19 protein-coding genes are annotated in these 22,782 nt (G+C 63.1%); 12 read left to right on the forward strand and 7 right to left on the reverse strand.

The window, feature by feature from the left end:
• The first annotated feature begins 115 nt into the window (after positions 1 to 115).
• Entirely contained in the window at positions 116 to 1,153 is a 1,038-nt protein-coding gene (locus DKW65_RS13230; protein ID WP_111657890.1) for an NAD(P)H-dependent flavin oxidoreductase, read from the forward strand.
• Here DKW65_RS13230 and DKW65_RS13235 read toward each other — a convergent pair whose 3' ends face one another.
• From DKW65_RS13235 to gshB, 7 genes are all read right to left on the reverse strand, one after another.
• Complete coding sequence (locus DKW65_RS13235) at positions 1,154 to 2,437, reverse strand: dihydroorotase (RefSeq protein WP_111657891.1); 1,284 nt, start codon at positions 2,435 to 2,437, stop codon at positions 1,154 to 1,156.
• On the reverse strand, positions 2,421 to 3,434 hold the full coding sequence (locus DKW65_RS13240; RefSeq protein WP_111657892.1) for an aspartate carbamoyltransferase catalytic subunit: 1,014 nt from the start codon (positions 3,432 to 3,434) through the stop codon (positions 2,421 to 2,423). Before DKW65_RS13240 ends, DKW65_RS13235 begins: the two co-directional genes overlap by 17 nt.
• A complete protein-coding gene (gene pyrR, locus DKW65_RS13245; protein WP_281271669.1) occupies positions 3,431 to 3,985 on the reverse strand; it encodes a bifunctional pyr operon transcriptional regulator/uracil phosphoribosyltransferase PyrR in 555 nt (184 codons plus the stop codon). Before pyrR ends, DKW65_RS13240 begins: the two co-directional genes overlap by 4 nt.
• The gene (ruvX, locus tag DKW65_RS13250) at positions 3,982 to 4,410 is read right to left on the reverse strand and encodes a Holliday junction resolvase RuvX (RefSeq protein ID WP_111657893.1); all 429 of its coding nucleotides are present in this window, start codon (positions 4,408 to 4,410) and stop codon (positions 3,982 to 3,984) included. The genes pyrR and ruvX overlap by 4 nt, the downstream gene beginning before the upstream one ends.
• A gap of 4 nt (positions 4,411 to 4,414) precedes the next feature.
• Entirely contained in the window at positions 4,415 to 4,987 is a 573-nt protein-coding gene (locus tag DKW65_RS13255) for a YqgE/AlgH family protein (RefSeq protein WP_111657894.1), read from the reverse strand.
• 47 nt (positions 4,988 to 5,034) lie between these two features.
• Positions 5,035 to 5,913 (reverse strand): energy transducer TonB, encoded by an 879-nt coding sequence (locus DKW65_RS13260; protein ID WP_111657895.1) that lies wholly within the window; start codon positions 5,911 to 5,913, stop codon positions 5,035 to 5,037.
• 94 nt (positions 5,914 to 6,007) lie between these two features.
• On the reverse strand, positions 6,008 to 6,973 hold the full coding sequence (gshB, locus tag DKW65_RS13265) for a glutathione synthase (RefSeq protein WP_111657896.1): 966 nt from the start codon (positions 6,971 to 6,973) through the stop codon (positions 6,008 to 6,010).
• 225 nt (positions 6,974 to 7,198) lie between these two features.
• Here gshB and pilG point away from each other — a divergent pair, with 225 nt between their 5' ends.
• From pilG to DKW65_RS15940, 11 genes are all read left to right on the forward strand, one after another.
• Positions 7,199 to 7,582, forward strand: coding sequence for a twitching motility response regulator PilG (pilG, locus tag DKW65_RS13270; RefSeq protein ID WP_111657897.1), 384 nt, complete (start codon positions 7,199 to 7,201; stop codon positions 7,580 to 7,582).
• A gap of 41 nt (positions 7,583 to 7,623) precedes the next feature.
• Positions 7,624 to 7,992, forward strand: a complete 369-nt coding sequence (gene pilH, locus DKW65_RS13275; protein WP_111657898.1) for a twitching motility response regulator PilH — start codon at positions 7,624 to 7,626, stop codon at positions 7,990 to 7,992.
• Between the two features lie 22 nt (positions 7,993 to 8,014).
• Positions 8,015 to 8,560, forward strand: a complete 546-nt coding sequence (locus tag DKW65_RS13280) for a chemotaxis protein CheW (protein ID WP_111657899.1) — start codon at positions 8,015 to 8,017, stop codon at positions 8,558 to 8,560.
• A gap of 76 nt (positions 8,561 to 8,636) precedes the next feature.
• The gene (locus DKW65_RS13285) at positions 8,637 to 10,661 is read left to right on the forward strand and encodes a methyl-accepting chemotaxis protein (RefSeq protein WP_111657900.1); all 2,025 of its coding nucleotides are present in this window, start codon (positions 8,637 to 8,639) and stop codon (positions 10,659 to 10,661) included.
• A 32-nt stretch (positions 10,662 to 10,693) separates the two neighbouring features.
• Entirely contained in the window at positions 10,694 to 11,575 is an 882-nt protein-coding gene (locus tag DKW65_RS13290) for a CheR family methyltransferase (RefSeq protein WP_111657901.1), read from the forward strand.
• 12 nt (positions 11,576 to 11,587) lie between these two features.
• On the forward strand, positions 11,588 to 18,313 hold the full coding sequence (locus tag DKW65_RS13295) for a hybrid sensor histidine kinase/response regulator (protein WP_111657902.1): 6,726 nt from the start codon (positions 11,588 to 11,590) through the stop codon (positions 18,311 to 18,313).
• 18 nt (positions 18,314 to 18,331) lie between these two features.
• A complete protein-coding gene (locus DKW65_RS13300; RefSeq protein WP_111657903.1) occupies positions 18,332 to 19,372 on the forward strand; it encodes a chemotaxis protein CheB in 1,041 nt (346 codons plus the stop codon).
• Entirely contained in the window at positions 19,369 to 19,824 is a 456-nt protein-coding gene (locus DKW65_RS13305) for a chemotaxis protein CheW (protein ID WP_245932516.1), read from the forward strand. The genes DKW65_RS13300 and DKW65_RS13305 overlap by 4 nt, the downstream gene beginning before the upstream one ends.
• Positions 19,821 to 20,810: an MBL fold metallo-hydrolase gene (locus DKW65_RS13310; protein WP_111657905.1), complete on the forward strand. Its 990-nt coding sequence runs from the start codon at positions 19,821 to 19,823 to the stop codon at positions 20,808 to 20,810. The genes DKW65_RS13305 and DKW65_RS13310 overlap by 4 nt, the downstream gene beginning before the upstream one ends.
• 38 nt (positions 20,811 to 20,848) lie before the next feature.
• Positions 20,849 to 21,835 carry a lysophospholipid acyltransferase family protein gene (locus tag DKW65_RS13315; RefSeq protein ID WP_111657906.1) on the forward strand — a complete coding sequence of 329 codons (987 nt, stop codon included), beginning with the start codon at positions 20,849 to 20,851 and terminating at the stop codon, positions 21,833 to 21,835.
• A 21-nt stretch (positions 21,836 to 21,856) separates the two neighbouring features.
• Entirely contained in the window at positions 21,857 to 22,774 is a 918-nt protein-coding gene (locus tag DKW65_RS15940; RefSeq protein ID WP_162925869.1) for an SEL1-like repeat protein, read from the forward strand.
• The last annotated feature ends 8 nt before the right edge of the window (positions 22,775 to 22,782 follow it).

Consider the following 22,782-nt stretch of genomic DNA (forward strand, 5'->3'; position numbering starts at 1 on the left):
GGGGTGCTGTTCTGATCTGGTGATGAACGGCGGATTAAGAATCTGTGGCGGTAAGGGGCGCGGGTTTGTGACAATGTTCAGGCGTCCGTCCGGGCGCCTGAGGGGAGGTAGCAGAATGAGCAGAGCGGGCTTTGCCGGGTGTGAGTTGCCCCTCGTGCAGGCACCCATGGCCGGATCACAGGATGCGCGGCTGGCCGTGGCGGTGATGCGTGCCGGAGGTCTCGGGTCACTGCCCTGCGCCATGCTCTCCGCCGAGTTGCTGCAGCAGAACCTGCGCCAGCTGCGCGAGGCGCCGGGGCGCTTCAACGTCAACTTCTTCTGCCATACTCCGCCGCCAGCCACGGATGAAACGGCCTGGCGAGCGGCCCTTGCGCCTTACTACCTCGAACTCGGCCTCAATCCGGGTGCCATCCCCGAGCAGCCCCTGCGGCAGCCTTTCAGTGACGCTATTGCCGATATCGTCGAACCGTATGCGCCGCCGGTGGTGAGCTTTCACTTCGGTTTGCCGGCGCCCGCCCTGCTGGCCCGCGTAAAGCGATGGGGCAGCCTGGTGCTGTCTACGGCCACCACGGTAGACGAGGCACGCTGGTTACAGGCACATGGTGCGGATGCCGTGATCGCCCAGGGTCTGGAGGCCGGCGGGCATCGCGGCATGTTCCTCACCGATGATCTTGGCACGCAGCAGAACACCATGACGTTGCTGCAGGCGGTGCTTGATGCGGTCGATATTCCGGTCATCGCTGCTGGTGGCATTGCCGATGCCGCCGGGGTGCGGGCCGCGCTGGATCAGGGTGCCAGCGCCGTGCAGGTGGGCACGGCCTACCTGCGCTGCCCGGAAGCGACCACCAGCGCGGTGCACCGGGAGGCGCTCGGCAGTCCGGCCGCACAGCAGACCGCCATCACCAATCTGTTCAGCGGCCGCCCGGCGCGTGGCATCGTCAATCGCCTGATGCGCGAACTTGGTCCGCTCAGCGCCATGCCACCGCCGTTTCCGTTGGCCAGTACAGCCATTGCCCCGCTGCGCCAGGCGGCGGAAGCCGCCGGCAGCGGAGATTTCTCACCGCTGTGGGCAGGGCAGAATGTGTGCGGAGAGCCGCCGGAGGGTGCGGAGTCGCTTACCAGACGTTTGTGCGAAAGGGTCTGGACGGCGTGATCAATCCGACAGCCAGGTGACCTTGCCTTCGCATACGGTCAGGCGCACGGTGCCGGGCAGTTCGGTGTCGAGCCAGGGGGAATTGCGTCCGGCGGAGAGCCAGTCCTCGCCGGGCAGTCGGGTGGCGGCAGGATCAAGCAGGCAGAGGCTGGCCAGCCGACCTTCTTCCAGGCGCCCGGCGCTGACGCCCAGGCAACGGGCCGGGGCCGCAGTGATGGCATCCAGCGCCCGGCGCAGGGGCAGCTGATCGCGTTGCACCAGTTCAAGCACCAGTGACAGCAGGGTGTCCAGGCCGGAAATTCCGGGCCGGGTGGACGGGAACGGCGCCAGTTTGGCGGAGCCGCCCAGCGGGATGTGCTGGCTGCTGATGGCGTCCACGGTGCCATCAATCACCCCCTGCATCAGGGCATCGCGGTCGGCACGGCTGCGCAGGGGCGGGCTGATATGACAGAGGCTGTTGAAGCCTTCGATGGCACTTTCATCCAGCAGCAGATGGTGAATGCTCACATCCGCTGTGACGTTCAGCCCCTGGGCCTTGGCATGGCGCAGCAGGCCGACGCTGGCGGCACAACTGAGTTGATGAAAATGGGCGCGCACGCCGGTGGCTTCCACCAGCAGCAGGGCGCGGGCCAGGTCCACGGTTTCTGCCACGGCGGGGATGCCGGGCAGGCCCAGGCGTGTGGCTACCGGACCTTCATGGGCGCAGCCACCGCTGCTCAGGGCGGCGTCCTGGGGCCGGAAGACCACCGGCAGGTCAAAGGTGGCGGCGTATTCCAGACTGCGTTTCAGAATCAGCGCGTCCTGCACGCGGTGGCCAGCATTGCTGACGGCGATGCAGCCCGCGTCGCGCAGGGTGGCCAGCTCGGCCAGTTGCTGGCCCGCCAGCCCCTGGGTCAGCGCGGCCATCGGCAGCACCCGGGCAAAGCCGGCTCTCATGGCGCGTTCGCGAATCAGGCGCACAACGGCGGTGCTGTCCACGACCGGATCGGTGTCCGGGGTGGCGCACAGATGGGTGATGCCACCGGCCGCGGCGGCGCGGGTTTCGCTGTGCAGGCTGCCGGTGCGGTGGTTGCCCGGTTCGGGCAGGCGCACGCAGGTGTCCACCAGGCCGGGCAGCAGCCACAGGCCGTCGGCGTCCACCAGTTCGGCGCCGGGGGCATCCAGGCTGGCGCCGATGCGCACCAGGCGACCGCCTTCCAGCAACAGGTCGGCCACCTCATCGCGGCCACTGGCAGGGTCGATGACCCGCGCCTTGCGGATCAGCAGGTCAGCGCGCGGTTGCATGGTCGCCTCCACGGCCGCGTTGTTCGGTTTCCCGGCCGCTCATGCACATGGACATGACCGCCATGCGCACGGCGATGCCGAAGGTCACCTGATGCAGGATGACCGAGCGCTTGCCGTCGGCCACTTCCGAGGCGATTTCCACGCCGCGGTTGATCGGCCCGGGATGCATGATGATGGCCTCCGGGTGGGCGTGGCGCAGGCGCTCGTTGTTCAGGCCGTAGAGGCGGAAGAATTCAGATTCGGACGGCAGCAGGGCGGAATCCATGCGTTCTTTCTGCAGGCGCAGGGCAATCACCACATCCACATCGCGCAGCCCCTGGCTGAGGTCGTGATACACGCTGACACCCAGGCGCTCGATGTCGGCGGGCAGCAGGGTGCGCGGGCCGATCACCCGGACCTCCTCAGCGCCGAGAATATTCAGGGCATGAATCTGCGAGCGGGCCACGCGGGAGTGCAGGATGTCACCGATGATGGCTACTTTGAGCCCGGCGAAACCGCCCTTGTAGTGGCGGATGGTGTACATGTCCAGCATCGCCTGGGTCGGGTGCGCATGGCGACCGTCGCCGGCATTGATGATGGCGACCTCGGGGGTGGCGTGGCGGGCGATGTAGTGCGGCGCCCCCGAATCGGCGTGACGTACCACGAACATGTCGCTGGCCATGGCTTCCAGGTTGCGCAGCATGTCCATCAGTGACTCGCCCTTGCTGGTGGCCGAGCGGGCGATATCGATATTCAGCACATCGGCAGACAGGCGTTTGGCGGCGAGTTCGAAGGTGGTGCGGGTGCGGGTGCTGGCCTCGAAGAACAGGTTGACCACGGTCTTGCCGCGCAGCAGCGGCACCTTCTTGATGGCGCGGTCGCCCACATCAACGAAGGAGGCGGCATTGTCGAGGATCTGTTCCAGAACGGAGCGGGGCAGGCCTTCAATGGAAAGGAAGTTGCGCAACTGGCCGTCGCCAGTGAGTTGCAGCGGGTCCGTGGCAGGCTCTGCGATCATGTTCGACCTTGATTTCCGCGCTGTGTGTATTCGATGACATCCGCAGTCAATGGCGCGGGTCCGCGTAATTCTACCCGCTGTCCGGGGGGCAATGCCACGTGCGCGCCACAAATATCCGCACTGATGGGCAGTTCGCGGCGGCCGATATCGAACAGCACGGCCAGGGTAACGCTGGCGGGGCGCCCGTAATCGAACAATTCATTCAGCGCGGCGCGGGCCGTGCGCCCGCTCATCAGGGCGTCGTCCACCAGCACCAGATGCGCTGCGTCCACATCGAAAGGCAGGGCCGTGGGGCGGACCCGGGATTGCAGACCACGGTGAGAAAAGTCATCGCGGTAGAAGCTGATATCCAGCGTGCCCAGCTCGGCGGCCGGTTGCAGCCGCTGATGCAGCGCATCGGCCACCCAGGCGCCGCCGGAATGGATGCCGATCAACGCATAGTCGCTGATGCCACGCTCAGCCAGGTGGCGGCGCAGCTGTGCGGCCATGCTTTCCAGCAGGGCGTCGATCTGGGCGGCGGTGTAGTGGGTTTGCGGGGCCTGTTCGGTCACACCGGTTCTCCTGCGCCATCGGCGAGATAGGCTTCAATCAATATGGCGGCGGCCATGCTGTCCACGCGCGGGTCGGGTCCGCCGCGCCAGCGGTCGCCCATGCGGTCGCGGGCTTCGCGGGTGGAAAGGCGTTCGTCCACCAGCACCACCGGCGTGCCGAAGCGGCCCTTCAGGCGGCCGGCAAAGCGCCGCGCCCGGCGGCTCAGTTCGCTTTCGCTGCCGTCCATGTTGAGCGGCAATCCTACCACCAGCAAGTCCGGTTGCCATTCCGCCAGCAAGGCGCCCACCTGCTGCCAGTCCGGTACGCCGTCGCGGCAGGGCAGAGCGGTCAATGGCGAGGCGCTGCCCGTGAGCGACTGGCCGGTGGCCAGACCGATCTTGCGGGTGCCGAAATCAAAGCCCAGCAGGGTGCGTGGTGAGGTCATGGTGTCAGGCGTGCCCGGCCTGGGTGGACAGCAGATGCAGGTCGACACCCAGTTGCCGGGCCGCCGCCTGCCAGCGCTCGGCAAACGGCACCTCGAACAGCAGTCGCGCATCCACCGGCGTGCTCAGCCAGGCATTCTCGGCCAGTTCGGTTTCCAGCTGGCCGGCGTCCCAGCCCGCATAGCCCAGCGCGATCAGCGCGTGGGGCGGGCCTTCGCCCAGGGCGATCGCCTCCAGCACATCGCGGGAGGTCGTCATGCGCAGGCCATCAGGGAGTAACGCCGACGAATCCCAGGCGCGCTCGGTGGCCGGGTGCAGGACAAAGCCGGTATCGGTTTGCACCGGCCCGCCGTGGATCACCGGGTGATGGCGCTCCATCGCTTCTCGCAGGTGGGCGCGCGGGGTGATGCCCAGATCGTCGAACAGGCGCGTGAGCGAGAAATCGAGCGGACGATTGATGATCAGCCCCATGGCCCCGTCATCGTTGTGCTCGACGATATAGGTCACGGTGTGCTGGAAGCCCGGGTCGGCCAACTGCGGCATGGCGATCAGTAACTGATGTGCGAGAGAGGATGACATGGATGCAGTATCGGCGGCGGCCCGGTCATGGGCAAGTGAAGTCCGCCTCAGTGGCTGGTGACGATCTGGTCCGGGTCGAAGCGCCAGGTCCGGATAATCTCCAGAATGTCCGCTTTTTCGCGCATCTCCCGGGTGAAGGGGGCGAAGGGCGCGGCCAGGCGCACACTCTGCACGGCGGCCTGATCAAGGAATCCATGGCCGGAAGATTGCAGGACTTCCACATCACGCACGCTACCGTCGGCATTGATGGCCACCATCAGACGCACATTGCCGAAGGTCTGCTGGCTCAGGGCCTGGCGCGGGAAGTTGCGCGTGCCAGCCTCTTCGACATCGCGGCGGAAGGCGTCGATGTACAGCGCTTCGAAATGCGCCTTGGTGGACACCGAGGTCAGCCGGTGAATGCGCGGTCGTTTGGCGTAGGCCTGCCGCTGGTTGTCCAGCCGTGCCTGAAGGCTGGCGATTTCCTGGCTCAGGGCGTCCAGGGATTCCGTTTCAGCCTGGGGCAGGTTTTGTGGCGTTTCGGGTTGCTCGGGGGCGGCGTTCACCTGCCAGTCCGACAGCCCCTGGGTCGTGATGACCAGTTGCTGTGGCACCCGTTCGCTGCGCTCGATGACAGAGGGGGCCTGAAGCTGCACGCGCTCGATCTGCTGATCGGCGAAATCGGTCAACTCGGTGGTGGTCAACTCAGCCTTGTCAGACAGGTCGCCAGAGCCTTCCTGATTGGCCTGGGCAATGAAGTCGGCCTCTTCCGGGGCGGTATCGCTCTGATGGTGGGCCAGGGTGACGTCGAGGGTGCGGGTGCCCTCGCCCGGGCGCTCCGGGGCGAAGCCGACGCCGAAAATCACCGTGGCATGAATGGCCACGGCCAGGAACAGCGTGAAGCTGAGCCGGTCGGCGGAGGATACGGATGTGCTGGTCTGTGCCACTAGTCAGATACCGGTAACGCGGGCGGAGCGTGTGCCGCAGTCTGCCGCGCCAGGGTTGCGGTGTCCATGCATCAGCGCCCGTTTTGCGGCCTGTTCATGCCTTGCTGCGCTGGGCGGCACGCAGATCCAGCAACACATCGAACAGATCGCCGGCAATGTTGATGCCGAAGTGCTTGTCCAGCTCGCGAATACAGGTCGGGCTGGTGACATTGATCTCGGTGAGGTAGTCGCCGATCACGTCCAGGCCGACGAAGTAGAGGCCCTTGCGCTTCAGGGTCGGGCCCACCTGCTCGCAGATCCAGCGGTCGCGGTCGGTCAGCTCGCGGCCTTCGCCGGTGCCCCCGGCCGCCAGATTGCCGCGGAACTCGCCCTCACGGGGGATGCGGGCCAGGGCATAGGGAATCGGTTCGCCATTGATCATCAGGATGCGCTTGTCACCCTGGGTGATCTCCGGAATATAGCGCTGCACCATGATCGGCGTGCGGCCCTGCTGGGTCAGTACCTCGATCACGACGCTGATATTGGGGCTCTCGCGCTGCACCCGGAAGATGTTGCTGCCGCCCATGCCGTCGAGCGGCTTCATCACGGTGTCACCGTATTCCTGCACAAAGTCACGCAGCAGGTCGGCGCGGCTGGTCACCAGCGTGGGTACGCAGCACTGCGGGAACTCGGTGGCAAACAGCTTCTCGTTGCAGTCGCGCACGCTGCCGGGGCGGTTCACCACCAGCACGCCCTCGCGTTCGGCCTTCTCGAGCAGGTAGGTGGCGTAGATGTACTCGTTGTTGAAGGGTGGGTCCTGGCGCATCAGCACCATGTCCAGGTCAGCGAGGTCCAGGTTGCGCGGCTCGCCCAGCGTGAAGAAGCTCTCCAGAGCGTCGGTGACGGTGACCGGGCGGGCGATGCCCCAGGTGCGGCCATCGCGGACATACAGGTCCCCCGGCTCCATGTAGAGCACGGTCCAGTCACGGCGCTGGGCCTCCAGCAGCATGGCGAAGGTGCTGTCTTTCCAGGGCTTGATCCGGGCAATAGGGTCCATTACGACCCCGATGGTCACTGACATGCTGTCTTCCGAGGCTGGAGCGTCTCGCCGATGGTAGCAATGGGCGGCGCCGGATGGGAGCCTTTTCTCAACGCTACCAGGGTTTTATAGATTGAATGTGGAATCTATGTTAAAAAACTCTGCCAGGGTGCACAGAACCGGGCGGTGCCGTCCGAATTGACAATAAAAGGCATATAAAACAAAAAGTTAGCCTCCAAAATTGGCTCACGGTTAAAGGCAGTTTCCATGACTGACAATTTCCAGGATCTCAAGGTAATGGTGATCGACGACTCGAAGACGATCCGTCGCACCGCTGAAACCTTGTTGCAAAAGGCTGGCTGCACAGTCATCACGGCCACGGACGGTTTCGATGCGCTGGCCAAGATCGCCGACACCCGGCCCAACATCATCTTCGTGGATATCATGATGCCGCGCCTGGATGGCTATCAGACCTGCGCGCTGATCAAGAACAACAGCGCGTTCAAGAGCACGCCAGTCATCATGCTGTCGAGCAAGGATGGCCTGTTTGACAAGGCCAAGGGACGCATTGTGGGTTCAGACGAATACCTGACCAAGCCGTTCTCGAAGGAGGAGCTGCTTGGCGCCATACGCGCGCATATGGCTAACTAGGGCTCTCCGGGATCACCGGACAGCAGAAGCAAGAGGATATTATGGCACGCATTCTGATCGTGGATGATTCTCCCACCGAGACCTACAAGTTCCGGGAGATCCTCGAGAAACATGGGCACGAAGTGCTGGAGGCCGCCAATGGCGCCGACGGCGTGGCAGTGGCCCGCGCCGAACACCCGGACCTGGTGCTGATGGACGTGGTGATGCCGGGCCTGAACGGGTTCCAGGCGACTCGCCAACTGACCAAGGGTGCCGATACGGCGGAGATCCCGATTGTCATCGTGACGACAAAAGATCAGGAAACCGACCGCGTCTGGGGCAAGCGCCAGGGGGCGCGTGACTACCTGACCAAGCCGGTGGACGAGGATGTGCTGATCCGCACGGTGGACAGACTGCTCGCGGGCGACTGAAGATGGCGGGGAGCGATCGGGGATGAGTGCAGCATCAGCAGCCTACATCAAGCTGGCGGAGTATTACGTCCGCTGCCGGGAGAAGGCTGCGGAGTTGCCGTCGAAAGAAGACCTGGTCAGCTACTGGAGTGGCATTGGCTTCATGCTGGATGGCGTGCGTTATGTAGCGCCTCTGGATGAGGTTTCCGAAATTCTCAAGGTGCCCCCCTACACCCGGGTTCCCGGTGTGCTGAGCTGGATGAAGGGGGTGGCCAATGTGCGCGGTCGCCTGATGACGGTGATGGATCTGACCGGCTTCCTGAACAAGGCCACCACCTTGCAGGAACGACGCCGTCGCCTGCTGGTGATTGATGAAGGTGAGCTGTATACCGGCCTGGCGGTGGATGATGTGCTGGGCATGCAGCATTTTCCGGTGGACGGCTTCAGTGCCGGGACAGCGGAAGCGGATGAGGCGGTGGCGCCGTATATCCGGGGAAGTTATACGCGGGATGACGGCCATTGGGCTGTCTTCAGCCTGTTTCAGCTTGCGGATGATCCGCGTTTTCTGCAGGTAGCCCGCACAGGGTGATCGGGGGACCGGCGGGGGGATTCCGCGGGGGCCCACAACAACATACGAGCGAAAAGCCAGGCCGGGAGCCAGAGTTATGAAGTTCAATTCGGGAGATCTGTTAGCCAAGCTGCGCGGCGGCGCGGGCGCAGGCCCGCTGAGCCTTGCCCTGATCATCGGGGCGGTGGTGGCCACGGTAGCGGCGGTGTTCACCTTCGCGCTGCTGGCGGTCCAGGCGGGTGTGGCCAAGGAGCAAGTAACCTACGCGTCCGACATGCGGGTTATCTCCCAGCAGATTGCCAAGAGCGCTCTGGAAGCCGCCGCCGGTAATGCTGAGGCCTTCGATCTGCTCGAGGCCGCGCGCGATGAATTCCAGGTGGCCTGGGATGAAGTGCGCGATGCCACCACGGCAGGGGCGGCGCTGCGCCAGCGGCTGGATGCCACCTGGCGGGATGTGCGTCGCAACGCGGAAGTGATCCTCCAGGGTGAGGACACCGTGCTCGACCTGCACGAAGTGGCCGATACCCTGGCACAGACCATCCCGGCACTGCAGGCAGAATACGAAGGTGTTGTGGAAATCATGGTCGGCTTCAACGCTGCCCCCGATCAGGTGGCGTTTGCCCAGCGCCAGTCCTGGCTGGCGGAACGTATCGTGCGTTCCATCGCCCGGGTACTCGAAGGGGGTGACGGCTCAGTGGTGGCCGCGGATGCCTTCGGCCGTGACGCGGCCCTGTTTGCCCGCGTACTGAATGGCATGATTGAAGGCGACCAGGCCCTGGGTATCGAGCAGGTGGACGATCCGGAAGCCCTGGACTTCCTGGCCGAGATTGCCGACCTGTTTGACGAGTTCATCAACCAGTCTGTCGACGAAATTCTGGAAACCGCCCCCGAGCTGTTCGAAGTGCGTGCGGCGGCCGACAACATCTTCCGTCGTACCCAGGATCTGCTGGCAGAAGCCACCGAACTGAACGACCAGTTTGAAGCCTCCACCGGTGGCGTATTCCCGTCGGTGCCGGTCGGTCTGGGCTTTGCCGCCCTCGCCCTGGTGCTGATCGGCATGATCGTCGCACTGCGCCAGCGCCAGCAACAGTCCCAGCGGGATGAACTGGAATCCGAGAACCAGCGAAACCAGGCCGCCATTCTGCGTCTGCTGGATGAGCTGGGTGACCTCGCTGACGGTGACCTGACGGTACAGGCCACGGTGACCGAAGACTTCACCGGGGCCATCGCTGACTCCATCAACTACTCCATTGACCAGCTGCGTTCTCTGGTACAAACGATTAACCAGACCGCGGTGCAGGTGGCCTCGGCGGCCCAGGAAACCCAGTCGACGGCCATGCATCTTGCGGAAGCGTCCGAGCACCAGGCGCAGGAAATTGCCGGCGCCTCGGCGGCGGTGAACGAAATGGCGGTGTCCATTGACCAGGTATCGGCCAACGCCGCCGAATCGGCCGCGGTAGCAGAACGCGCGGTAGCCATCGCCAACAAGGGCGCTGAAGTGGTACAGGCGACCATCCACGGCATGGACACCATTCGCGAGCAGATTCAGGAAACCTCGAAGCGGATCAAGCGTCTGGGTGAATCGTCCCAGGAGATTGGTGACATCGTATCGTTGATTAACGACATTGCCGACCAGACCAACATTCTGGCACTTAACGCGGCGATTCAGGCGTCCATGGCCGGTGAAGCGGGCCGCGGCTTCGCGGTGGTTGCGGACGAAGTACAGCGCCTTGCTGAACGTTCTGCGGCGGCAACCAAGCAGATTGAAACACTGGTAAAAACGATTCAGACGGATACCAACGAAGCGGTTATTTCCATGGAACACACCACCGCAGAAGTGGTGAAAGGGGCGCGCCTGGCGCAGGACGCCGGTGTGGCCCTGGAAGAAATCGAATCGGTATCCAAGAACCTGGCTGACCTGATCCAGAACATTTCCAACGCGGCGCGCCAGCAGGCGGCGTCCGCAGGCCACATTTCCAACACCATGAACGTTATTCAGGAAATTACCTCGCAGACGTCCGCCGGTACCACCGCCACGGCGCGTTCGATTGGTAACCTTGCTGAGATGGCGCAGGAAATGCGTAATTCGGTGGCAGGTTTCCGCCTGCCCGAACATAGCTGATTCCGGTGTAAGCCGGTTCCGGAGACGGGACCATGAGACCGAGCCTCGCAGTGACAGAAAGCTGGTCGATCCGAAACACCCCGGCGATGAGTTCAGAGCAGTTTGAACTCTGGCAGGCGCTCCTTGAGGAGCGCACCGGGATGACCCTGAGCCCGGAGCGCAAGTCGTTCCTGGAGAACAGTCTCGCCGTGCGTATGCGCGAATTGGGGCTCGACGATTACGAGCGTTATTACGAGCAACTGGTGGCCGGCTCCACGGAAGCCAAGGCCATGGAGTGGTCGGTGCTGGTGGATCGCCTGACCGTGCAGGAGACCAGTTTCTTCCGCCACCCGGGGTCCTTTGCCCTGGTGGAAGAATACGTTCAGCGCTTTATTGATGAACGCCCGCCGAAATCCTCGCTGGATGTCTGGAGCGTGGGCTGCTCTACGGGCGAAGAGCCCTATTCACTGGCCATGGTGATCAGCGAGCAGTTCCAGGCACGCCAGTCATCGGACTATTACGGTATTACAGCCACCGATATCAGCCTGCCGACGCTGGGGAAGGCGCGCAAGGCGGTATACAACGCCCGGAAAGTGGAGCGGATAGACCCGCAATTGCGCGAGCGCTATTTCCGCCAGCTTAACGAGCGCGAATATCAGGTGGTCGACGGACTGAGAGATCGCATCTGCTTTGCACGGCTTAATGTGCTGGACCTGCAGCAGGCGCCGATCCGCGATATGGACATCATTTTTTGCCAGAACATGCTGATTTATTTTCGTCGCTGGCGGAAGCGCCAGATTGTGACCCGGCTGGCTGAACGACTGGCCCCGGGTGGCATCCTGGTGCTCGGCGCGGGCGAGATTACTGACTGGCATCACCCGGATCTGGAACGGGTCCATTTCGCCGATGCCCTGGCATTCCGGCGTTGCAGGTGATGGGGAGCATTCATGTCTGACCGGCACGACTATCTGGCGCTCGACTGGGTCAAGGGGGAGATCCAGGAGACGCTGAACCAGGCCCAACAGGCACTGGAAGCCTATGTGGAGAATCCGGAGGATTCCTCGCGCATGCGCTTCTGCCAGACCTATCTGCATCAGGTGTTTGGCACCTTGCAGATGGTGGAATTCTATGGCGCCGCGCTGCTGGCCGAAGAAATGGAAAAGCTGGTGCAGGCGCTGCTCAATGATCAGGTTGCCGCCGCTCAGCTGAATGACGCGCTGGAAACCCTGATGCGCGCCATCCTGCAATTGCCGCCCTATCTGGCACGTATTCAGTCCAGCCGCCGCGATTTGCCGCTGGTGCTGCTGCCGTTGCTGAACGATCTGCGTGCTGCACGCGGTGAGTCCCTGCTGTCCGAGACGGCACTGTTCAAACCGGATATCGACGCCGGGGTTGGCCAGACCGGTGCCCCGGCAGCCGCCGTGAGTGATCCCCGGTTCGGCGAGCTGATGCGCAAGATCCGGCAGATGTACCAGATTGCCCTGCTTGGCGTCCTGCGCAACGAGCAGGTGCCGCAACAGCTCGACTACATGCACAAGGTGTTCGGCAAGCTGATCCAGCTGGGCGGCCAGGCGCCTCAGGTGCCGCTCTGGCAGGTGGCCGATGCACTGATCGAAGGCGTCGGCAACGAGACGGTGGAGATCGGCACCTCAGTGAAGATGGTGCTGGGCCAGCTTGATCGTGAATTACGTGAAATGGTGGTAGAAGGTGGTGCGCGCTTCAATGTGCCTGCCCCGCGCGAACTGCTCAAGAATCTCCTGTATTACGTTGCGCGCAGCAATGCCGAGTCGCCGCGAATCAGCGCGGTGCGTGCCAGCTTCCGTCTCGACGAGGCCCTGCCGTCCGAAGAACTGGTGAATGCCGAGCGCGAACGCATGAGCGGCCCGGACCAGGAAGCCATGGGTTCCGTGGTCACCGCGCTGTCGGAAGAACTGACCAAGGTCAAGGACGCGCTCGAGCGCTATGTCGTTGAAGAACAGAGCGACCCCGCCGTTCTGCAACCGCAAACCCAGACCCTGAAGCAAGTCGCGGATACCGTGGCCGTGCTGGGCATGGGCCAACCGCGCAAACTGGTTGAAGAGCAGCTTGTGGTGCTCAACGCCATGATTGCCGGCGAGCGACCGGCGCACCGCGATGACCTGATGGAGGTGGCCGGTGCGCTGCTCTACGTGGAGGCCACACTGGCAAACGCGTCTGGCCGGAACATGGGCCGCAGTGGCGAACTGCATCAGGTGCCGGACCATGTGAGCAAGGCACAGGAAGCGGTCATCCGCGAATGCCGTGCCGGCCTGGAAGAAGCAAAGGACGGCATTGTCGAATTCATTGCCTCGCAATGGGATCAGTCGCACCTGCAGAAGGTGCCGGCGCGACTGGATGCCGTGCGGGGTGGTTTGCAGCTGATCCAGTTGCAGCGGCCTGCGCTGATCCTGCGTCAGTGCATTCAGTACATCAGTGAGCGATTGCTCGGCAGCGAGGCCGTGCAGCCCGACTGGCGCAGCATGGATACCCTGGCCGACGCCATTACCAGTGTCGAATATTTCCTGGAGCGCCTTACGGACGATCCGGACACCAGCGATGACATTCTTGATCTGGCGCGCGACAGTGTGGCTTCCCTGGGCTATCCCCTCGAAGACAGCGAATTCGGTCGCAACGATCTGGAAGAAATCGACGAGGTGGTCATCGGCTTGCCGATGGATGAGCGCGAATACGATACAGAAGAGGACGCGTCGGACGACGAGGAACTCACGCTGGAGCTGGCGCCGCTCGAAGAGCCGTCACTGGCCGGGTTGGATGATGACGACATCAGCCTTCCGGAGGTCGAGCTCGAACCGGCACCCGAGCAGCCGCCTGCGGCGGTCTCGCCGGAACGGGACAGCGACGATCTGATCGACGACGAAATCATCGAGATTTTTGTTGAAGAAGCCGGTGAAGTACTCGAAGCGCTGAACATCTATTTTCCGCGCTGGGTGGCCAACCAGCAGGACCAGGAGGCACTGGTAGAGTTTCGTCGTGCCTTCCACACCCTGAAAGGCTCGGGTCGGATGGTGGGCGCCAGCACGGTGGGTGAACTGGCCTGGTCGATCGAGAACATGCTCAACCGGGTGATCGACCAGACCATCGAACCGTCGCCGATTCTGATTGATCTGGTGCGCACCGTGCATGGCCTGATTCCGGACCTGGTCAATGCCTTTGCCGCGCAGCAACCGGACCCGTGGGACGTCACGGCCCTGCGTGAAGCGGCCGACGCGCTGGCCGCCGGCGGTCAGATCGACAGCGTGCCTGATGTGACCGGCGCGGCAACGGCGGCACCTGCGCCTGAAGTTGAAACCGAAATCGAAATCGAAACAGAAGCTGAAGACGAGACGCCGGACTGGCTGCTTGATCAAGGCAGCGGCACCCTTCCGGATTCAGGTCTGTCGCCGGGTGCCGATGACGTTGATCCGGTGCTGCTGGAAATTTTCCGCAATGAAAGTGAAGCCAACCTGGCGCTGGTGCGCGACTGGCTGGCAGGCCTGGATCAGGATATCTCCGAGCATCCGGTAGACGATAGCGTGCACCGTGCACTGCACACCCTGAAAGGCAGTGCCCGCATGGCCGAGATCGAGGCCGTGGCACAGGTGGCCGAGCCTGCCGAGAAGTTCATCAAGGAGATGATCAACAACGGTATTCCGGCAGACCGCGAAGTGGTCACGCTGCTGGAAGATGTGGTGGCCGTGATCGCCGGTGGCGTGCGCGACGCGCATCCGCGCATGGCACCGCTGGCCGGTACCGAAGCGCTGCAAGCGCGCATTGTGATTGCCCACGACCAACTCAGCCACAGCGGCGAGAAAGGTGACCAGCATATCCTGTCGGTATTCCTGTCTGAAGGCATGGACCTGATTGTCGATGCCGACCGTTTGCTGGAAGACTGGATGGCGGGCCATCGTGACCCCGCTGCGCTGATGCCGCTGCGCGATGAACTGTCGTTGCTGGGCGGCAGCGCCGAGACCGCAGGGCTGGTGGAAATCAGCGCTCTGGCGAACGTGCTGGCCGACGGTTACACCGCGATCATCGAATCACGCATGCCCTGCGACGATTACTTTGCCGAGCTGGCACAGCGTGCGCACGAAGCATTGATGACCATGATGGACTTCCTGGCCGCCGGGCAAACGGTGCGCTCGGAACCCGAGCTGGTTCAGGCACTGCGTGATCTGGTGGAAAACACCGGCGGCGATGAGCCTCCGCCGCCGTCGGGCACGCGCGCGCCAGACATACAGGGTGAGTCGGCTCCCTCGCCAGACCACGATTCGTCGATCCTCTCGCCGAGTGAAGATGTCGACACCCGCGCCAGTGTGGATGACCCGGATCCCGAGCTGGTGGCCCTGTTCCTTGAGGAAGCTGGCGAAATTCTGGAAGCCGCCGGCGAGAGCCTGGATGGCTGGGAGCAGGGCGCCGATATCAGTGCCGTGGCGGTACTGCAACGCGAACTGCACACCCTCAAGGGCGGCGCCTTCATGGCCGGCATTACGCCGGTGGGCGACCTGGCCCACGAACTGGAAAATCTGTACGAAGCGGCTACCCAGGAAAAACTCGAGGCGTCACCGGCGCTGTTTGTGCTGCTGCATCGGTGCCACGACCGCCTGGCGGACATGGTGGACGCCCTCAATGCCGGTCGCCCCTGCGCCCCGGCCCCCGAGCTGATTCGGGCGATTCTGGCCTTCCCGGATACCGACACGGATGCCGACGCCAGCAGCGTCGAGCTGGACGCGGTGGCATCGCCAGAGCCTGCCCCCGTGCCGGCACCGGCACCTGTGCCCGCCCCTGTGCAAGACCACGATCAAGACCAGGATATGGCCGCCAGCGCTGAGGTCGACAGCGAGCTGGTGGACATTTTCCTGGAAGAAGCTGACGAAATTCTCGAATCCATCACCGCGCGGCTTGAAGCCTGGATGGCCGCGCCGGACAACCTGATCGAAGTCCAGTCGCTGCAACGCGACCTGCACACCCTGAAGGGTGGCGCCCGCATGGCGGAGATCAGCGCGCTGGGCGATCTCGGGCACGAACTGGAAAACCTCTACGAGGGCTTGGCCCAGAGCCGCTTGCAGGCCGAACCGATCCTGTTCGATCTGCTTCAGCGTTGCCACGACCGCCTGGCAGAAATGGTCGAAGCGGTGAAGGTGCACAAGGTGCCGGCACCGGCTACGGAACTGCTGTCCGCCATCAGTGAATATATGGCGGCCCCGGGCAGTTTTACGCTGGAAAATCTTGGTGGCACCGCCGACGACACGCCAGCCTGGACACCGCCGCCTCCGCCGGAGCCGGTCAGTCCCGATCTGATTGCCGCTGATGCGGATGTCGAGATCCTGCAGATCTTTATCGAAGAGTCTGCCGAGCTGAGCGAACTGATCGAAGAGCATATTGGTGCCTGGCGTGAGACGCCCGAGGTGCCCACCCATGGGGACGAGATAAAGCGCGCGCTGCATACCCTGAAAGGCGGCGCGCGACTGGCGGGCCTGCGTTCTCTGGGTGACGTCAGCCATGACTTCGAGCAATTCCTGCTGGACACGCCCCGCGGGCAGATTCCGAACGAGGCCTACTTCAATACCCTGACCGGCTGGCAGGAGCGCATCAATGCGCTGATGACGGATATCCGCGCGGCCGTGCCCCGGCCGCCCGTGCGCCCGGTGCAGCCCGAGCCCGCCGAGGCCGCTGCCCAGGCCGCCGGTACCGGCATGACGCCCCAGGCGCCCGATGCCGGCGTTATCCGCGAAGAGCGCCAGCGGCGCCAGCAACAACCGCAGGAAATGGTGCGCGTGGCGTCCGAACTGCTGGAATCACTGGTCAACCTGGCCGGGGAAACCAGTATCAACCGTGGCCGGGTGGAACAGGGCATTTCCGAATTCAATGCCCATGTGGAAGAAATGGGCAACACGGTAGAGCGTCTTTATGAACAGCTCCGCCGTCTGGACGCAGAAACCGAAGCGCAGATTCTTTCCAACTACAAGCAGGGCGTGGAAGCGGGCCAGTATTCCGAAGATTTCGATCCGCTGGAAATGGACCAGTATTCCGAACTGCATCAGATTACCAAGCAGTTGTCGGAATCTGCGTCTGACTTGCTCGATCTGAAATCCACGCTGCTGGATCGGACCAAAGACACGGAAACCCTGCTGTTGCAGCAGGCGCGCATCAACACCGAGTTGCAGGAAAAGCTCATGCGCACGCGCATGGTGCCCTTTGCGCGGCTGGTGCCACGCTTGCGTCGCGTGGTGCGCCAGGTGTCCGGCGAGATCGGCAAACGGGTCGAATTCGATGTCATGAACCCCGAAGGCGAGCTGGACCGGACGCTGCTGGAACGGGTCGTGGCGCCGCTGGAACATATGCTGCGTAATGCCGTGGATCACGGTATCGAAAGCCCGGATGCGCGTGTGGCCAGTGGCAAGCAGGATACCGGCCGCGTGACCCTGGACCTGGGGCGTGAAGGCGGCGAAGTGGTCATCGTGCTGACGGACGATGGCAAAGGCATCGACACGGATGCGGTGCGCCGCAAAGCGGTCGAGCGCGGCCTGATCGACGACGATGCGGTGCTCACCGATCAGGAAGTCCAGCAGTTCATTTTCAATGCCGGCTTCTCCACTGCCACGGAAGTCACGCAGATCTCCGGCCGTGGCGTCGGCATGGACGTGGTGGCCTCCGAAATCAAGCAGATGGGCGGCTCCGTGAGCATTGACTCGCGGCGCGGCGAAGGCACGCGCTTCACCATTCGCCTGCCGTTTACCCTGGCGATGAACCGCGCACTGATGGTGCGCGTGGGCGACGACAGCTACGCCATCCCGTTGAACCAGATCGAAGGTATCGTGCGCATAAGCCCGTACGAACTGGAGGCCTATTTCGGCACCGAAGAAACCCCGTTTACCTACGCGGGCCAGCAATACGATTTCGAATACCTGGGCAGCTTTGTGCACGGCTCACTGAAACCCCAGCATCTGGAAAGCCAGGTGCTGCCGATGCCGGTGCTGCTGGTGCGCAGCTCCGAGCATACGGTGGCCGTGCTGGTGGATGCCCTGGTCGGCTCGCGCGAAGTGGTGGTGAAATCCGTAGGCCCGCAGTTGGCCACCGTGGCTGGTATCAGCGGCGCCACCATTCTGGGTGACGGCTCGGTGGTCATCATTCTCGATATTCACTCACTGATCCGTGCGGCCCACATGCAGCGCCAGCATCTGGCGGCAGAGGAGCGCCGCGCCGCGCAGCAGATCGAACACGAACGTCAGAAGGCGGTGGAAGCCGAGCGAGCGGCGGCCAACCCGGTGATCATGGTAACCGACGACTCGGTGACGGTGCGCAAGGTGACCACGCGCCTGCTCGAGCGCAATGGCTACGAAGTCATTACCGCCAAAGACGGCATGGACGCCATCGCCACCCTGGAAGATCACAAGCCGGATCTGATGCTGCTGGATATCGAAATGCCGCGCATGGACGGTTTCGAAGTGGCCACCCATGTGCGCCACGACGCACGTCTGCAAGACGTGCCGATCATCATGATTACCTCGCGTACTGGCGAAAAACACCGCGACCGTGCTTTCGATATCGGCGTCAACGCCTATATGGGCAAACCGTTCCAGGAGAACGAACTGCTCTCGGCCATTGCCGAGTTGCTGGCCCAGTCGCGGGAGACGGCCAGTGCGCCGTCCGACTGACGGCGCGCGGAGCTGAGGATGCCTGCCAACCCGCGCATCGGCATCATCGCCGACACCATACTCCAGGGGCACCTGCTGGCCTCGGCCGTGAAAGGCCAGGGGTACGATGTGGTGCTGCTGAATACGGACCCGACACAACTGGACGCCGACTGGCTGACCCAGGCGCCGGATCTGTGGGTGGTGGACCTGACCCAGGAAGATCGCTGGCAGGCCCTGCTGGACCAGTTGCTGGAAGACACCCAGGCACCCGTGTTGTTCTGCGATGGTCAGGCTCCGGCACGCATTGCCGCCGACTACCCGCGCTGGGAACGGCGCCTGCTGGGCAAGTTGGTGGATTACGTCGGCAAGCCGCGCATTCGCGAAGAACTGGAAACCCTGGTGCCCGCCCGACCCGCGGCCCGCAAGCCGATTACCCCGCCGCGTGAATTCGAGGGGCTGGCGTCATCGGAAGCACCAGAGCAGGTATGGGTGCTGGGTGCCTCCCTGGGCGGGCCAGCGGCGGTCAAGCAGTTTCTGGACTGCCTGCCCGCCGCGCTGCCGGTGGCCTTCTTTCTGGCCCAGCATATCGACGGCGGCTTTCTGGATACGCTGGCCAAGGTGCTGTGCCGTGACAACAGCTTCGACTGCCAGGTGGGCCGCGATGGCGCCACCCTGCGACGCGGCAGTGTCCTGCTCGCGCCGGTGGATTATGAAGTGACCTTTACCGCTGCCGGGCAGGTGTGTTCGGCGGGCAAACCCTGGGAGGGGCCTTATTCGCCCTCCATTGACCAGGCGATCCAGAACACCAGCCAGACCTTCGGCCAGCGCTGCGGCGCCATCCTGTTTTCCGGGATGGGCAATGATGGCAGTATCGCAGCCCCGGGCATGGCGCGGCGCGGCGCGCCAGTGTGGGCGCAGAACGCAGAAAGTTGCGCCGTCAGCAGTCAGCCGGATGCCGCGCGCGACACCGGCTGTGTGAGCTACAGTGGTGATCCCGAACAGCTGGCGCGGCAACTGGTCGAGCACGTGCGGCGCACCCTGCGCCCCGTAACCCCCGACGGCATATCGAGGAAGGCATGATGGCGGAACTGCCCAACGACATTGCAAGCCTGCTGATCCCCATGCAGGGACGGCCCTGGCTGCTGCCCAACATCGCCGTGGCGGAAGTGATTCCCCTGCGCCAGCCCGATCGTCCGGGCCACGGCTCGGAATGGCTGCTCGGCTGGATCAACTGGCGCGATCAGGATGTGCCGCTGCTGTCCTTTGAGCGCCTGAATGAATCCGGTCAGGTGACCATAGGCGCCGAAGCGCGCATTGCCGTGCTCAACAGCGTCACCGGCAAGGTCGGTTTCTATGCCGTGGTGGTGCAGGGCATTCCGCGCCAGCTCAAGGTCAGCCGCCAGGACCTGGTGGAGGAGCCCGTGGATACCGGCCCGGCCGAAGCCATGTATATCCAGCTGGGTGGCGATCTGGCAGTGATCCCGGATCTGGATGCCATGGAACAGGCGGTGGGCGGCCTGCAGCAGCCATGACCCCGGTAGACCGAGCGCGGCTGGCCACGCTGGCGGCGCGGCCGTCATTCCACAAGGGCCGCTACCGCAACCCGGATCGCACACCGCGTCATGGTTTGCGCTCATTTCTGCGCTGGCAGCGGGAAACCGGCGGGCGCTTCCCGCCCGGGCAGCCCTTTCCCCTGGCCATGCCGGACAGCGCCCTGCTGACCAGCCCGGCCACGCGCCCGCGGCTGACCTGGATCGGCCACGCCAGTTTCCTGTTCCAGTATCGCGATATCAGCCTGCTCACCGACCCGGTCTTTGCGCGCCGCGCCAGTCCGGTGCAATGGGCCGGCCCGAAACGCTTCACCCCGCCCGCCCTGACCGCCGAAACCGTGCCGCCGATCAATCAGGTGCTGATTTCGCACAACCATTACGACCATCTGGACCGCGATACCGTGCTCGCCCTGCATCGACGTTTTGGCCGCGACATCACCTGGTTCGTGCCGGAAGGCGTAGGCGCCTGGTTCCGCCGCCGGGGCATCGACAACCTGGTGGAGCGCGGCTGGTGGCAAAGCGCCCCGCATCAGGCCGGCGAAGCTTTCTTTGTGCCGGCCCAGCACTTCAGCGGCCGGGGTGCCCATGACAGCAACCGCACCCTGTGGGGTGGCTGGGTGATGGACATCCACGACGTTCGCCTCTATTTTGCCGGGGACACCGGTTACGGCAGCTGCTTCGCCGAGATTGGCGAGGTGTTTGGCGAGATAGACCTGGCCCTGATTCCCATCGGCGCCTATGCGCCGCGCTGGTTCATGGGACCGGTGCATGTGGACCCCGATGACGCCGTGCAGATTCACCAGGATGTGTGCGCCCGCACGTCGGTAGCCATGCACTGGGGCACCTTCGTGCTCACCGACGAACCCATGGACGAACCGCCCCGCCGGTTGGCGCAGGCGCGTGCCGCCGCCGGGTTGCCGGATGAGGCCTTTCGCGTGCTCGGCCACGGTGACACCCTGACCCTGTAACCCGACCCTTTAAACCCCTGAATTCAACGGTACCTGCAATGCCCGAAGCTTCACAACGCGCCAGCCTTGAGGAACGCGCCACTCTGTTCGCACTGCGCCTGTTCAGCCGTTTGCCGCTGGGGCTGGTCACCCGACTGGGTGCGGGGATCGCCTGGCTGATCACCTGGTTCCCCCTGCGCTACGCCAGCGCCTATCGTGTGACCCTGGTGAACATCATGCTGTGCTACCCGGAGCTCAGTTACCGTGAGGCGGCAAAGCGAGCGCGGGCTGCGCTGACCGAAACTGGCCGTACCCTGGCGGAGTTTTCCCACGCCTGGGGTCGCCCCGCCGCCGAAAGCCTGGCGCGCATCACTTCCGTCAAGGGGCTGGATCGCCTGCGCACCGCCTACGCCAGCGAGCGCCCGGTGCTGTTGCTGACCCTGCATCAGTCCAGCTGGGAACTGCCCAACCTGCTGCTTGGTCCCGAAGGCCCCATGCAGGTGTTCTATCAGCCCGGCGACAGCACGGCGCTCAATGAGATCGTGACCCGCGCCCGGGAAAGCACCGGCAGCACCCTGGTGCCCGCCGACGCCCGCGGCATCAAGGCCGCCGTGGCCGCCATGGGCCGCGGCGAAGCCGTGGCCATCCTCTCCGACCACACCCCGAAAGGCCGCAACAACCCGATCATCCCCCTGTTCGGCTACTCGGTACGCACCTCGAACCTGCCGCACAAGCTGATCAAGCGCTACCAGCCGCATATCTTCTTTGTCGGCTGCCACCGCCGTAACGGCCCGCGCGATATCGAGGTCTACATCGAGCCCGCCCCCGAGGCCGCCTACAGCGCCGACGAAACCACCTGCCTGACCGCCATCAATGACACCCTGGCAACCCTGATCAGCCGCTACCCGACCCAGTACCACTGGGTGTACAAACGCCTGCGTTATATGGACACGGGCAAGCAGACGATATATCAAACGGGTGTGGTACCTTACCTCAAGCAAGCACGCCGCGAGGGTCGAGGCCTGCGGCTGAGCGATCTACGGTAAGGGCATGTCGTGAGGATGAAAATGTACAACGAGAACAAGAACGGGTTCGCAGTATCATTTTGTAATCAAGGCCGCTTATTTTTTCTCGTTTTATTAATAGGAGCCTCTTTGATTATAGCGGCTTGCGGTGTTGGGGAAGATTCCTCTGCGTCGGGAGAGATCGTCTATCCAGTGCTGTTGCATGACATCAAGAATCCAATTTATGAATTACTTTATGACGATGATGACGTTGTTGTTGATGAAAAAGACGTTTTCATTATTTGGGCGCACCAATATCTTAGTCAGGTTGAGGTTATAGGTAATGATGTTGACAGTGAAAATAATCGGAGGCATCTTCTAGAGCAGCTTACTATAAAATCCAGATTGGGTAATAGGTATGCAGCTTTATACTTGGCATATGCGCACTCTCTGGGCTATGTGCCACAGATTAGTAATGCTGAAGCGCTCGAATATCTAATTCAATCCAGCTCTCTAAGTTACGGTGATATAAGTTACCATATCGGGGAAATATATGACCCTGAGTCCCCCCTTCTTGTATCATATAGAACAGAGTCCGATGGGATAAGCAGGAAAATAATTAAGATGATAGTTTCAGATTCCTGGAACTATCATTTATCAAACATGGCGGCATCTTCATCGGCGAAACTACGGAAAGAAAGCGTCAAAGACTTTGGTTCAGCATTTAATTTCTATCATCAGGCGGCGCTCGGTGGCAATGTTAGGGCTCAGAGGAGAGTGGCTCAGATGTATAGGAGAGGGTTGGGTGTTGTGGCGAATCAGGAAATGGCTTCTTACTGGGACGCCGAGGCAGCTGTTCATAGGTATAGGGGCCTTACAGCGAGGGGGGTGGAAGCCGCTAGAAGCGCTGAGCTTCGATATGCTGAAGAACTTATGGAGAAAGCATTCGGGGTGATGGAAGAAGCCCCTGATATTGACTAGCCGAGGTT

Origin of the sequence: Isoalcanivorax indicus, from assembly GCF_003259185.1 — a bacterium.
Taxonomy (GTDB): domain Bacteria; phylum Pseudomonadota; class Gammaproteobacteria; order Pseudomonadales; family Alcanivoracaceae; genus Isoalcanivorax; species Isoalcanivorax indicus.

What these genes read in the sequence shown, in the direction of transcription:
- DKW65_RS13315 (WP_111657906.1), top strand. Translation starts at nt 20,849, where the DNA reads ATGCCCGAAGCTTCACAACGCGCCAGCCTTGAGGAACGCGCCACTCTG.
- DKW65_RS13230 (WP_111657890.1), top strand. Translation starts at nt 116, where the DNA reads ATGAGCAGAGCGGGCTTTGCCGGGTGTGAGTTGCCCCTCGTGCAGGCA.
- gshB (WP_111657896.1), bottom strand. Translation starts at nt 6,973, where the DNA reads ATGTCAGTGACCATCGGGGTCGTAATGGACCCTATTGCCCGGATCAAG.
- DKW65_RS13235 (WP_111657891.1), bottom strand. Translation starts at nt 2,437, where the DNA reads ATGCAACCGCGCGCTGACCTGCTGATCCGCAAGGCGCGGGTCATCGAC.
- DKW65_RS13285 (WP_111657900.1), top strand. Translation starts at nt 8,637, where the DNA reads ATGAAGTTCAATTCGGGAGATCTGTTAGCCAAGCTGCGCGGCGGCGCG.
- DKW65_RS13240 (WP_111657892.1), bottom strand. Translation starts at nt 3,434, where the DNA reads ATGATCGCAGAGCCTGCCACGGACCCGCTGCAACTCACTGGCGACGGC.
- DKW65_RS13290 (WP_111657901.1), top strand. Translation starts at nt 10,694, where the DNA reads ATGAGACCGAGCCTCGCAGTGACAGAAAGCTGGTCGATCCGAAACACC.
- DKW65_RS13295 (WP_111657902.1), top strand. Translation starts at nt 11,588, where the DNA reads ATGTCTGACCGGCACGACTATCTGGCGCTCGACTGGGTCAAGGGGGAG.
- DKW65_RS13305 (WP_245932516.1), top strand. Translation starts at nt 19,369, where the DNA reads ATGATGGCGGAACTGCCCAACGACATTGCAAGCCTGCTGATCCCCATG.
- DKW65_RS15940 (WP_162925869.1), top strand. Translation starts at nt 21,857, where the DNA reads ATGTACAACGAGAACAAGAACGGGTTCGCAGTATCATTTTGTAATCAA.
- DKW65_RS13255 (WP_111657894.1), bottom strand. Translation starts at nt 4,987, where the DNA reads ATGTCATCCTCTCTCGCACATCAGTTACTGATCGCCATGCCGCAGTTG.
- DKW65_RS13280 (WP_111657899.1), top strand. Translation starts at nt 8,015, where the DNA reads ATGAGTGCAGCATCAGCAGCCTACATCAAGCTGGCGGAGTATTACGTC.
- pilG (WP_111657897.1), top strand. Translation starts at nt 7,199, where the DNA reads ATGACTGACAATTTCCAGGATCTCAAGGTAATGGTGATCGACGACTCG.
- ruvX (WP_111657893.1), bottom strand. Translation starts at nt 4,410, where the DNA reads ATGACCTCACCACGCACCCTGCTGGGCTTTGATTTCGGCACCCGCAAG.
- DKW65_RS13310 (WP_111657905.1), top strand. Translation starts at nt 19,821, where the DNA reads ATGACCCCGGTAGACCGAGCGCGGCTGGCCACGCTGGCGGCGCGGCCG.
- DKW65_RS13300 (WP_111657903.1), top strand. Translation starts at nt 18,332, where the DNA reads ATGCCTGCCAACCCGCGCATCGGCATCATCGCCGACACCATACTCCAG.
- pilH (WP_111657898.1), top strand. Translation starts at nt 7,624, where the DNA reads ATGGCACGCATTCTGATCGTGGATGATTCTCCCACCGAGACCTACAAG.